Source organism: Virgibacillus sp. JSM 102003 (assembly GCF_041949995.1).
Classification (GTDB): Bacteria; Bacillota; Bacilli; order Bacillales; family Amphibacillaceae; genus Lentibacillus.
Window position 1 is genome coordinate 162,760 of record NZ_JBHFQH010000006.1, and the last position, 13,083, is coordinate 175,842.

At 38.3% G+C, this 13,083-nt stretch carries 11 protein-coding genes; 7 read left to right on the forward strand and 4 right to left on the reverse strand.

The annotated features are described in order from the left end of the window. Positions 1–16: 16 nt before the first annotated feature. Both ACE1TG_RS08825 and ACE1TG_RS08830 read right to left on the reverse strand, forming a co-directional pair. Entirely contained in the window at positions 17–823 is an 807-nt protein-coding gene (locus tag ACE1TG_RS08825; protein WP_375052009.1) for an ABC transporter permease subunit, read from the reverse strand. Continuing rightward, positions 820–1,710, reverse strand: coding sequence for an ABC transporter ATP-binding protein (locus ACE1TG_RS08830; RefSeq protein WP_375052010.1), 891 nt, complete (start codon positions 1,708–1,710; stop codon positions 820–822). Before ACE1TG_RS08830 ends, ACE1TG_RS08825 begins: the two co-directional genes overlap by 4 nt. A 149-nt stretch (positions 1,711–1,859) precedes the next feature. On the opposite strand from ACE1TG_RS08830, the gene ACE1TG_RS08835 reads away from it, so the two are divergent. Then, the gene (locus tag ACE1TG_RS08835) at positions 1,860–2,444 is read left to right on the forward strand and encodes a TetR/AcrR family transcriptional regulator (RefSeq protein WP_375052011.1); all 585 of its coding nucleotides are present in this window, start codon (positions 1,860–1,862) and stop codon (positions 2,442–2,444) included. Between the two features lie 51 nt (positions 2,445–2,495). Further along, the gene (locus tag ACE1TG_RS08840) at positions 2,496–2,702 is read left to right on the forward strand and encodes a zinc ribbon domain-containing protein (protein ID WP_375052012.1); all 207 of its coding nucleotides are present in this window, start codon (positions 2,496–2,498) and stop codon (positions 2,700–2,702) included. Positions 2,703–3,321: 619 nt separating this feature from the next. On the opposite strand, the gene ACE1TG_RS08845 is transcribed toward ACE1TG_RS08840, so the two are convergent. Together ACE1TG_RS08845 and ACE1TG_RS08850 are read right to left on the reverse strand one after the other, a co-directional pair. Next, positions 3,322–4,086, reverse strand: a complete 765-nt coding sequence (locus ACE1TG_RS08845) for a zinc ribbon domain-containing protein (protein WP_375052013.1) — start codon at positions 4,084–4,086, stop codon at positions 3,322–3,324. 251 nt (positions 4,087–4,337) lie between these two features. Beyond that, positions 4,338–5,630: a S1C family serine protease gene (locus tag ACE1TG_RS08850; RefSeq protein WP_375052014.1), complete on the reverse strand. Its 1,293-nt coding sequence runs from the start codon at positions 5,628–5,630 to the stop codon at positions 4,338–4,340. Positions 5,631–5,799: 169 nt separating this feature from the next. Here ACE1TG_RS08850 and ACE1TG_RS08855 point away from each other — a divergent pair, with 169 nt between their 5' ends. The 5 genes from ACE1TG_RS08855 (at position 5,800) to treP (ending at position 13,065) form a co-directional block, all read left to right on the forward strand. Next, entirely contained in the window at positions 5,800–6,492 is a 693-nt protein-coding gene (locus ACE1TG_RS08855; RefSeq protein ID WP_375052015.1) for a response regulator transcription factor, read from the forward strand. Then, complete coding sequence (locus tag ACE1TG_RS08860) at positions 6,489–7,805, forward strand: sensor histidine kinase (protein ID WP_375052016.1); 1,317 nt, start codon at positions 6,489–6,491, stop codon at positions 7,803–7,805. Before ACE1TG_RS08855 ends, ACE1TG_RS08860 begins: the two co-directional genes overlap by 4 nt. Positions 7,806–7,866: 61 nt before the next feature. Next, the gene (gene typA / locus ACE1TG_RS08865) at positions 7,867–9,693 is read left to right on the forward strand and encodes a translational GTPase TypA (RefSeq protein ID WP_375052017.1); all 1,827 of its coding nucleotides are present in this window, start codon (positions 7,867–7,869) and stop codon (positions 9,691–9,693) included. Positions 9,694–9,902: 209 nt separating this feature from the next. Further along, on the forward strand, positions 9,903–10,964 hold the full coding sequence (locus ACE1TG_RS08870) for a PQQ-dependent sugar dehydrogenase (protein ID WP_375052018.1): 1,062 nt from the start codon (positions 9,903–9,905) through the stop codon (positions 10,962–10,964). A gap of 193 nt (positions 10,965–11,157) precedes the next feature. Then, positions 11,158–13,065, forward strand: coding sequence for a PTS system trehalose-specific EIIBC component (treP, locus tag ACE1TG_RS08875; RefSeq protein ID WP_375052019.1), 1,908 nt, complete (start codon positions 11,158–11,160; stop codon positions 13,063–13,065). Positions 13,066–13,083: the final 18 nt, after the last annotated feature.

A 13,083-nucleotide genomic window follows, 5' to 3' on the forward strand; every position in this document is an offset into this window, starting at 1 on the left:
GTGCACGACTTTCTGTTTACAGAGGTAAGTCACGTCTATTGAAAATAATTACAGCTGCGAAATATAAAACTATACCTGTAACTCCAAGCCCAATGCATATCGGTAATATGTTTACTGAGCCTTGCGCGATTTCGGTTGCCCTAAACGTTGAGAAAATAGTGAAATACTGCATCCAGTCCAATTTATCACTAATTTTGGAAACCATATCGACGGCGAAAAATATGAATGATATACCACCTGCTACCGAAAGTGTTTTTTTCTCGTCATTAAATAAACAGGAAAAGAAAAAGCAATAGCCACTGATTACAAAGAACAGCATGAATGTTACGATATTTAACTCGATGAAATGTGCCGCATTGAAATTGCCTTCTTCTATAAAAATATTTGCCCCTGCAACGCCGGAAATTGTAGTAATAACAATAATAAAGATGAGCCCCAGCAAGATGACAGCTATTTGAGTCATGGCAATTTTAAATCGTGATAATCCGCTTGATAACAGATAAGCCATGGATCCTTGATCAACTAGACGTACAATCAGTTGTGTAGCTGTTGTCACACAATAAATTAGTAAGATGATAATGAATAAAAGCCCATAATACTCACCTGCCACAAAACCGCTTAGACTATTAATACCTTCGTTAAATCCGAAGGCACTCATCAGACCTTCTGGCATCTCCTTAAACATTGTATCAAACGCCTTAGAATCTGCGATAGAAGGATAAAGCCAGATGACTAGTGACAAATAAAAAATTGACCCGAGCGTAAAGCTGATAACTGTTTTACCTTTATTTTTCATCATTGTAGCGAAAAGTGATCTGCTCATTTTGGGTCACCATCCATTTCGTAATAATGCATGAAAATATCTTCGAGGTTTTGGTGATGTACATCAATGCTGTTAATTCCACAGTGACTGATAATTTGTACGAATTGCTCATAATCGCCTTGAACTGTAATCTGCACTCGGAGTTGTTCCGTTTGTTTTACTTCAAGCGGACTATTTTTGATTGTAGTAATGTCTTCTTCCGATTTTACTGTTACATCAAAGATTTTTCGTTGTATGGTTTGCAGCTTACGTATTTCTTCGATCGCAACAAGTTCCCCATCCTTGATAATCCCGACACGGTCACTTGTACGATCAATTTCGGAAAAACTATGCGACGACATCAAAATGGTTTTTCCTTTATCTTTTTCCTCACCAATCAATTCGACAAAAATGCTTTGCATCAATGGATCAAGTCCACTTGTTGGTTCATCTAGAATGAGTACTTCTGGATCATGCATGAATGCTGCTACAATTCCTACTTTTTGCTTCATTCCTTTAGACATTTTTCGGATAGGTGTATTGACGTTGAATTGAAATCGGTCAATTAATTCCTTCTGGCGATTGGTATGTTTCATGTTGCGCATACCAGCCAGAAGATTTAGAAATTCTTTCCCGGTCATACCTTCTAAAAATGCAGTTTCCCCAGGTAAATATCCAACTGACTTTTGAATTCTGGCACTGTTTTTCCAGCAATCTAACTGATTGATTTCTGCAATGCCTGCTGTTGGCTTCATGAATCCCATTAGATGCCTGATGGTAGTTGACTTTCCTGCACCATTTGGTCCAAGGAAACCAAACACCTCTCCATCCGCGACTGTAAATGATATGTCAAAAATCCCTTTGCCATTTGAAAATTCTTTTGTTAAGCCATTAATTGCAATTGGCATTTTCTCACCTCTGTATAAAAAAGTTATGAAATATTTTTATCTATATAGTTCATAATATATAAAACATCATCTAATTACAATAGTTTATGAAATATTTTAATTGTTTTATTACATAAATTTTAATAAAATAGAAGTGCGAGGTGAAATGCATGGACGGTTTTCAAAAAAGAAAAGAACGGAAAAAAGATACAATTTTAGATGCTGCATTATCTTTGTTTAAAGATTTTGGTATTAAAAAGGTATCTGTAACAGAAATAGCTGATCATGCTAATGTGTCCCAAGTTACGATTTATAATTATTTTGGCAGTAAAGATGATCTTACACATGCGGTCATGGCTTATTATCTTGAGGAGATATGGCGTGATTACGAGATACTATTAGATAGTAACCTTTCCTATGACGAAAAGATTAAACAGATAATTTTTAAAGAAGGCGAAATAGCAAATCAAATAAGTGAGACATTTTTTAAGGAGTTTATGAAGTATTATAAATCGGATAGTTATATCAATGAATATTATACAAATAAGGTTGTTCCGAGGATGATCCAGTTCTTTGATGAAGGGAAAAGACTAGGGTATGTAAATCCAAACATATCAAATGATGCTATTTTCTTTTATATACAAATGTTTATGGAATACATGCAACGAGATGATGTAAGTACAAAAATGCTTTCGTTAACAGAAGATGTTATAACGCTTTTTTTCTATGGGATATTTGGAAAGGATCAAAATTAGTTGAAACGAATGAAAAACTGTATCGTATAAATTATTAAGGAGTTGATGGAAATGGAAGAGAAAGAAGGCTGTATTAAATGCGGCAGTACGGATGCCGATCAGAAAGAAGTATCGATGACTGGGACAGGCTTATCCAAAATGTTTGATGTACAGAATAATCAGTTCATCGTAATTTCTTGCAGTAATTGTGGTTATTCAGAGTTTTATAACAAAAAAAGTTCTTCTGGAAGTAATATTCTGGACCTTTTCTTTGGATAGAAAAGAAGTCGGAAGAAATTATAGTCAAAGTAAAATCCGAACTATGATTCAAAATTCTTGAAATAGAATTCGAATCAGTTCGGATTTATTTTTATTGCATATTTGGTGTAAACTGCGAAGTAACTAAGGGAGTCCTATTGGAAGCATTTCGTGAGGCATCCTAACGACGCAGCTGGAATATACTCGCGCACCTAGGGCTCACCACGAGCCTCCGACGCATAGGACGTGCTAGTGCAGACGTTGCCACAGGACGTGGCGTACTTAGTCTGCCTCGCTCGCAAAGAACGCTCACTGTGGGGGCTCTTAGGATCGCTGTCCCACAGGAGACTCGCACGCATATTCCAGCTGCTTGTTTATGTGTTTGAAGTGATACTATTATCAAGAAATAGATAACAAAATCCAGCGGAGGAAATACACGGAGACTCCAGTGGGAACAGCAACAGCTGAAGATCCCGCAGGAAGCGTTTTTTGCTTCCGAGGAAGCTGAAGCGTTGCCCACGGAAAGCGAAGTGTATTTCCGGAGCGGTATTACAGCACTCAAGTTATTTTTCGGTATTATGACGCAGTTTATATCAACTACGTATTATATCCCTGTCACTTTTATCAAGTCTTTAAAGTTTTAAAAACCACTGTTAAACATCGTATCCATAAAGCTTCCGAGCATTGAATCCATGAAGGATTGAATGAAAAGTCCAAATACCAACAGGATAATGATGTATAAACCAATCAATACATAAATTCGATCAAACCCAATAGGTACCTGTTCCATTAGTATAAATGTAGGTGCCATAAGCAGTGAACCAAGGAAGCTTATGAATAAAAGCAGCCCGGCCAATGCTGAAAGGCCAATTAGCCAGAACAAGATTCCACTAGTAAATAAAAGTAAAAATGGCACTAAATAGGCACCGTATTTTGCAATAACATCCGGAAACGTAACCGCTTGAACGGAAAGCTTAGCACCAGCGAATGTTAATCCAGCGATGAGTAAGTACAAAATAGTAAAAATTATAAATGGCAGTATAAAGCTATCCAGGAATGTAATCTGCATAAAGAATCCCATTTGAGTCGTGCTAAGTATTAAATGATAGCTTAAGGCAATTAATAATGAAAATAATGCAAATGTAATTATTCCTGAACTCATATCAGACCCATTAGCTTTTTTTGCTTCACTTGGGTTTTTAACTAATGTTACAAAAAAATGCCCGAAGTTGGATCCGGTGGTCTTCAGTTTCTCAACAGTTTCGTTCGGATTTTGATCTGTTGAGGCTGCTGTGTTGGTTGGTTCAGCTACAGACTCATACTGTTCCTCTTGTCTCAACTCTGCACCACAATTAGTACAAAACTTTCCTTCTGCTGTTTGTTCGCCGCATGAAGGGCATTTCATAGAATCACTTCCTTTATAAATAGTTAATGGATAATAGTGCATCTTACACTTCTGTTCCACATTATATAATAAATTTAACATAAAAAGGTAATATATTCTTTAAAAAACAAGGCTATTCTCTAAAAGGTTATTGCATTTACCAGAAAAAGATATAAGCTGCGATACAGACTATTAGTTTAAAAGGTACAAAACATACGAAAAGAGCCTAAAAAACTTGCAGTGGAAATCACTGCAAGTTTTGAAAAAATGGTTTATTGTTCGCGTTTAACTAACTCTAATTCTACTGTCTGAGGTTCACCATCCCGGTAAATTTCTAGCTTAACGGACTCGCCAATTTTTGTTTCATTATACAAATATTTTCGAAGGTCCAAGATAGATGAGATTTTATTGTCGTTAATTTTTGTAATCACATCAAATTGCTGCAATTCTGCCTTGCTTGCTGGTGATCCTTGTTGTACCTTGGCAACTACCATACCGCCCTCAACATCTTCTGGAAGTTGGATTTGATCACGATACTGTGGTGGCACTTGGCCAAGCGAAGCAGTACTGATTCCAATGAATGGACGTGCTACTTCTCCGTCTTTTTCAAGTTGTTTCATAATTGGCTGTGCTTCATCAATTGGTATGGCAAAACCAATACCTTCTACTGATGTCTTTGCTATTTTCATAGAGTTAATGCCAATTACTTTACCTTTGGAATTAATTAAGGCTCCACCACTATTACCTGGGTTAATTGCCGCATCGGTCTGGATGACTTCTGTAATCCAGTCTGGCTGTCCATCACCATTTGTATCAATACTTACTGACCGGTCAAGGCCACTAATTATTCCTTTTGTAACTGAATTAGCAAAGTTCATGCCTAGTGGATTTCCAATCGCAATTACGGTGTCACCCACTTTTAAATTTTTAGAGGAACCAAGGTCAGCGATTGTGTTTACTTTTTTACCATCAATTTGAAGTACAGCTAAGTCTGTAAATGAATCTGTTCCTAAAACTTTTGCTGGAATACGAGTATCACTGCTTAAAACAACTTCTACTTCTTCAGCTCCTTCAACAACATGCTGATTTGTTACGACATATGCTTTTCCGTCTTTTTCTTTATAGATTATGCCAGAGCCAGACCCTGCTTGTTTGCTTTGTGTCCATACACTTTGCTGTTGTTTATTAATAACCCCTACTACGGCCTTAGAAGCCTCATCCATATTGGAGGCAATATTTGATCCTTCTGATGCCACCGTTTCTGCTATTTCAGGGGCCGATTGCTCATTACTCTCTGAAGAAGCAGCATCACTACTGCCCTGCTGATTTAATGGAATAACGTTTGTTGTGAATAATAAAGCAACAATTACTGCAGATATTACTCCTCCAATTATTCCACTCATAAGTGTTTTAGCACCTGTTTTTTGTTTAGGTTTTTCCTGTTTTGATTTAGCATTTTGTTTTGCTGTTTCTGCAATACCAGCACTTGTATCCGTTGGCTGCTCCTGTTTATCTAAAGTGTTTTCTTCCATTTCCTGGTTATTTTCATAATCATTATGATCCATAAGTACATCACCCTTTTCTTTAATAGTACAATTCTTATTGTAGGTTTCATGTTTGGTAGGACTTTGGTATAAATATGGAAAAAGTGTGTAATTTGCTTATTAGTGTAAACAAATACTAACTTATGTAAAAATAGAAATACGAATAATATGACGTTAAGGGGGCGATTACATGAATGATCATATAGGTGTAGTAGAAGATGATACGAATATTCAAAACATCGTTTCTGCTTATTTAAAAAAGGAAGGCTTCCATGTAACGGTTATGGAATCAGCTGAAAAAGCCTGGGAACTATGGGAAACACAACCTCCAGACATGTGGATACTGGATATCATGCTCCCTGGCATGGATGGATATGAATTTTGTAAAAAAATTAGGAATGAAAGTAATGTACCAATCATCATCATCTCGGCAAAAGACGATGAAATTGATAAAATCCTTGGACTGGAGCTCGGTGGGGACGATTACTTAACAAAGCCATTTAGTCCACGAGAGTTGCTTGCACGTGTGAAAAGGGTTTTTAAACGCACCCAGCCACAAGCGGAGGTAAGTGAAGTCGGACATGACAGGGTCAAGGTTGACAACATGTTAATTCATCAGAGTGATCGCAGGATTTTTTGGAATGGCGAGGAACAGGATGTGACTACGAAGGAATTCGATATGCTCTTATTGTTTGCCGAAAATGTCAATCGAGCTTTTTCACGTGAAGAGCTGTTAATAAAGATTTGGGGAGAAGATTATTTTGGCAGTGATCGAGCTGTTGATGATCTGGTTAAACGGATACGTAAAAAACTGAGTGATATTCCATTAGAAACGGTATGGGGATATGGATATCGTCTGCGCAGTGAAGAGGAACAGACATGAAACTTCAATCACAGCTAAATCTGGCTTTTACAACGTTACTCCTTGTAATGCTTACCGTCACAGGACTTGTCATCTATTCTTTACTTATGGACATGCTTATTGAGGATGAACAGGCTGAATTAAAACAAAATGGTGAATTGCTGGTTCAGGTACTGAATGAAAATGGCAGAGGAAACAGTTTGCAGGGATTCAGTGACTTTTTGGATGAGCAGGATTTGGATCTTTTTCTATATGATCGTAATCAGAATCGTGTATTGGATTCAACAATGCCTCCGAGGTATGTAAATGGATTTTCAGCAAATAATAATTTTGCAAACGATCAAAAGGAACTTTGGGAAATTGGAAATAACAAATTCGTAACACAACGTATTTTGTTTAAACCGGGAAGCACAGGATTGGAATTAATACTTTTGACACCAATAAATGATTTGCAGGCAGTACAACAGGATTTTTTCCAACGGCTGGTTATTGTTTTTGTAATCGGAGCAATTGCAGCAGTGTTCCTTAGTTATTTCCTAACGAACAAGCTGGTGACACCTCTAAGCAGGTTGAAGGGGCAGCTGAAAAAAATTGAGAAGCGTAAATTTGATGAACTTGAATCAATTAAGGCAACCGGTGAAATTAAGGAAGTGGAGCAAAGTGTTTATGAAATGGCATCTGAACTGCAACGGTACGTTAATTCGCAGCAGGCCTTTTTCCAAAATGCAAGTCATGAATTAAAGACACCACTGATGACCGTACAAGGGTATGCAGAGGGGATTCGTGATAAGGTTTTTGATGAGCAGGAACAGGAAAAAGGACTAGAAATGATGGTCACGGAAGTTAAAAGGCTCAAAATGATAATAAATGAAATGATTTTGTTAGCGAAACTCGATAGTGAACAAGCTGCCTATCAGCCAGAAACGGTAAGTACGTCCGAGTTAATTGATCAAGTAATGGATAGAACGTTACCGATGGTTAATGAAAGACGTATCACGATTAATCAGGAGGTCAACTACGACAGTTCACTTTTTGTTGATCAGGAAAAGGTTCTCCGAGCATTATTAAACGTTACTTTTAATGCGATTCGACATGCAAAGACCCGTGTCGATATAACGCTTGATAAGGATTTAATAATTATTGAAGATGACGGTGAAGGCATTCCCAAGGATTTAATACCACATATTTTTCATCGGTTTGTTAAAGGTAAAAATGGGGAAACTGGTTTGGGACTAGCAATTGCACGAGCTATTATTGAACAATCAGGCGGGAAAATCATGGTACACGAATCCAAACTCGGAGGAGCAAAATTTACTTTGGCTTTTACTAATTAGATTTCTATGTTATAATTGGATAGTTTGATTCACCCCGTAATAATAGAGGAGCGTACTTTTTATGCAATTAAGAGAAGATATTCGTAATATCGCAATTATCGCCCATGTTGACCATGGCAAAACAACACTTGTTGATCAGATGCTGAGATACTCAGGAACATTCCGTGAGAATGAACAAGTGAATGAACGTGCCATGGACTCTAACGATATTGAACGAGAACGTGGAATCACCATATTGGCAAAGAACACAGCGATTAAATATAATGACACAGCTATTAACATTTTAGATACGCCTGGCCACGCAGATTTTGGTGGGGAAGTAGAACGTATTATGAAAATGGTAGATGGTGTTATATTAGTTGTTGATGCCTATGAAGGTACAATGCCGCAAACGCGGTTTGTATTAAAAAAAGCATTAGAACAAAAATTGACGCCTATTGTCGTTTTAAATAAAATAGACCGACCAAATGCAAGGCCACAAGAGGTTGTTGATGAGGTATTGGATTTATTTATTGAATTAGGAGCAGATGATAACCAGTTGGAATTCCCAGTTGTTTATGCTTCAGCAATAAATGGAACGTCAGGGGAAGAGCCTGATGACCAACAGGAAACAATGGATCCAGTTTTCAAAATGATTATGGGGCATATTCCTGCACCAGCTGATACCCAAGAAGAGCCGTTACAGTTTCAGATTACACTACTCGATTATAATGACTATGTCGGAAGAATCGGTGTAGGGCGTGTGGTTCGAGGTAAAATAAGTGTCGGACAGCAAGTTGTTGTAATGAAAAAAGACGGCACGCAAAAGAACTTTCGTATCAGTAAACTTTTTGGCTTCACAGGCTTAAAGCGAGTTGAAATTCAAGAGGCCAAAGGTGGCGATATCGTCGCAATAGCTGGTTTAGATGATATAAATGTTGGTGAAACAATTTGTGCACATGATCATCCAGAGGCATTACCATGGTTGCGTATTGATGAGCCAACACTGCAAATGACATTTGTAGTTAATAATAGCCCATTTGCTGGTCGTGAAGGTAAATATATTACGTCTCGAAGAATTGAAGAACGCCTGATGAAGCAGTTGGAAACGGATGTCAGCTTACGTGTTGAACCAACCGATTCACCGGATGCATGGACCGTTTCAGGCCGTGGTGAACTGCACCTTTCAATTCTAATTGAAAACATGCGTCGTGAAGGCTTTGAATTACAGCTTTCTAAGCCACAAGTAATCATTAAAGAGATTGATGGAGTTAAGTGTGAGCCATTTGAACGCGTCCAAGTAGACGTACCTGAAGACTATACAGGATCTGTCATGGAATCGCTTGGTGCACGTAAAGGTGAAATGCTTGATATGGTTAACCAAGGTAATGGCCAAGTAAGATTGGAATTTAAAGTGCCATCACGTGGCTTAATCGGTTATTCAACCGAATTTATGTCACAAACACGCGGGTATGGTATCATAAATCACACATTTGACGCTTATGAACCTTTTGCTAAAGGGCAGGTTGGCGGCCGTCGTGAAGGTGTACTTGTTGGAATGGAACAAGGTAAAGCATCGACCTATGGCATCATGCAGCTTGAGGATCGCGGGGTTATTTTTGTAGAACCTGGTACAGAAATCTATGCCGGAATGATTGTTGGCGAGCATAACCGTGAAAATGATTTAACTGTTAATATTACAAAAGAAAAGCATTTGACGAACGTTCGTTCAGCAACCAAAGATCAGACATCTACGATCAGAAAGACCAGAGAGATGTCGTTAGAAGAAGCAATTGAATATTTGAATGATGATGAGTATTGTGAGGTAACACCAGAATCAATCCGTCTTCGTAAAAAAATATTGAACAACAGCGAACGTCAAAAAGCATCAAAAAAAGCAAAAATTTAATAATGGATTTTTACGGCAGAAACACCTCATAGTGCTTCTGCCGTTTTTTATTTAATGAAGGGATTATAGTAATATTTATATAGTGCAGAGGAGCGCGAAGAAACAGATGGGAATCTGTATCAATACGTTAATATTGAAATAGGCCAACTTAAAAGGTAAACTGTACCAAATAATCATTTGTGAGGTGACTCCTAATCCGTTATTTAGCTTTGATTTTTACTATTGTGTTTTTGCTCAGTGCATGTTCTCAAGAAGAAGAAAGACAGCAAGAATCACATAAGGCAAGTGTTGATATACCAAATCCAGACAGCAGTTTGCAAGTTATTGCTGAAAATCTCCAAGAACCATGGGAAATTGCCAAACTGAATGACATATTTTATGTAAGTGAACGAACCGGCTCGATTGTTACGGTCAGTAACGGTGAACAGGCACGTAAGCAGGTGCAATTCTCAAAGGATCTATCCAGTCAACCTGAGGCAGGGTTATTAGGTATCGCAATTCCTGGTAATTTTAATGAAACAAATCAAGCTTTTGCCTATTATTCCTATCAGGAAAATAATCAGTATTATCAAAGAGTAGTCACAATAGAAGAGTCAAAAGAGCAATGGACAGAAACTGCTGTATTAATAGATGAAATTCCAGGAGGACAGTTCCATCAAGGTGGCCGAATTGAAATTGGCCCGGATAATAAACTGTATATTACAACCGGTGATGCAACACAACCCAAGTTAGCACAAGACGTAGACAGTTTAGCCGGAAAAATTTTACGGATGAACCTTGACGGGTCTATTCCTGCTGATAATCCATTTGAAGATTCCTATGTATTTACGTATGGACATCGTAATCCTCAGGGAATGGCGTGGAATGAAGCAAATGAAATGTTTGCAACGGAACATGGCTCAAGTGCACATGATGAAATTAACCGAATTATTAAAGGGCGTAATTATGGCTGGCCGGAGATTCAGGGTGATGAAACAGCTGCTAATATGGAGAGTCCGATTATTCATTCTGGTGAAAATACCTGGGCACCTTCTGGAATGACGTATCATAATGGTTTCTTCTACTTTGCTTCATTAAGAGGTGAGGGGCTACGCCGGTTTGATCCAGCAAACAAGACCCAGGAACTAATCGTTTCGAATGTAGGGCGAGTTCGTGATGCTTTCGCCACTAACGAAGGAATCTATTTCCTGACAAATAATACGGATGGTCGTGGAGATCCGGCAGCAAATGATGACAGGTTGCTATTTTTACCATATAACGATTTAGACTAGAATAAACTACCTTGCACATACTATGCAAGGTAGTTTTTATATAGATATTCGGTAAGTCCATCAAATTTCAGAAGAAAATATCTTCTTTATTAATGAAAGCCCTTGCAAAACATGTATATACAAGTTAAACTAGAATAAGTTAACTTGTATATACATGTTCAGTGGGATTTTCTAAAATTAGGGAGGTATTCCTGTGGTAAATAAACAAGAAGTGATTTATGCACCACTTAGTGGTCAGATAAGAAAGCTAGAAGATGTTCCCGATCCAACTTTTTCTGAGAAGATGATGGGTGATGGACTGGCAATTGACCCTAGTGATGGTAAAGTTGTAGCACCATTGGATGGGGAAGTTGTTCAGATTTTTCCTACAAAGCATGCTGTAGGGATTCGAGGAAACTCTGGTGTAGAGGTATTAATTCATATCGGTCTTGATACGGTGTCTTTAGACGGTGAGGGATTTGAAGCACATGTGAAACAAGGGGGTCAAGTCAAAATCGGCGATCCTCTAATTACCTTTGACGTAGAGTTTATCCGAGAAAAAGCAACCGATGTAATTACGCCGATAATTATTACAAATGGAAATGAACTGGAATCTATCGAAAAAACAACTGATTCAACAGTTGTCGGTGGACAATCAACACTATTTAATGTGAAGACAAAGAATGAAACGGAAGAGAAAGCTACAGCAAAAGGAACGGTTAAATATAGCCAAGAAGCGAGTGAAATTGTTGAAGCACTAGGTGGCGAGGAAAATATCAATGTTGCTACCCATTGTGTGACACGTCTACGTTTTGCATTATCGGATGAAGATCAAGTTAATAAAGATGCTCTTGAAAACATGGATATCGTAAAAGGATCTTTTTCTGCTAACGGTCAGTTTCAAGTAGTAATCGGTCAAGGCACTGTTGACAAGGTATATGCTGCAATGGTTAATCAAACAAATATTGGTGAAGCCTCAAAGGAAGATGTTAAAGCAGCTACCGCGCAAAAACAAAACCCATTACAGCGGGCTATCAAGGTATTGGCTGATGTTTTCATTCCTATTCTACCTGCAATCGTAACTGCCGGTTTACTTATGGGTATCAACAACATACTGGTAAATCCGGTCTTCGGTGATCAGCCGATTGTGGAAATGTATCCGCAATGGGCCGGATTGGCGGATATGATTAATATTATAGCTAATACGGCATTTACCTTTTTACCGGCATTAATTGGCTGGTCCGCTGTGAAGCGGTTTGGAGGTAATGAATTGCTTGGTGTTGTTCTCGGACTGATAATGGTTCACCCAGCACTCCTCAATGCATGGTCCTACGGTGATGCATTGGAAGCAGGCGAAATTCCAAAGTGGAACCTGTTTGGGTTTGAAGTGGATAAAATCGGTTACCAAGGCCAGGTCCTTCCTGTGCTGTTTGCATCTTGGGTTCTTGCGAAAATTGAAATCTTTATGAAAAAACGTGTTATTGACTCATTACAATTACTTGTGGTAGCACCTGTTGCACTACTGGTTACTGGATTCCTGACATTTATTATTATAGGGCCAATTACGTTTGCTATCGGAAACGGAATCACTGATGGACTTGTAGCATTATTTGATCAGTTTGCATTGATTGGTGGACTTGTTTATGGAGCAATTTATGCACCAATGGTTATTACAGGTATGCACCATACTTTCCTTGCAGTTGATTTACAGTTAATAGGAAGTACGGGGTCAACATTTTTATGGCCAATTCTAGCGCTTTCTAATATAGCTCAGGGAGCAGCAGCATTTGCAATGATGCTTGTTGCAAGAGAAGAAAAATTGAAAGGTCTTGCTGGGACATCTGGTCTTTCTGCGTGGCTAGGAATTACTGAACCGGCGATGTTTGGTGTGAATTTGCGTTTTAAATATCCGTTTATTGCTGCGGTATTCGGGTCTTCAATAGCCGGTGCCTTTATCACAATGCAGCATGTAACTGCAGAGTCTGTCGGTATAGGCGGAGTTCCAGGATTCCTATCTATTGCGAATGGAATGCTTTCATTCTTTATCGGAATGGCGATTGTTATCGTTGTGCCATTTCTTATTACGTATCTCATTGCAAAGAGAAAGCTTAATACACATTAATACAACTAGAATTACGAG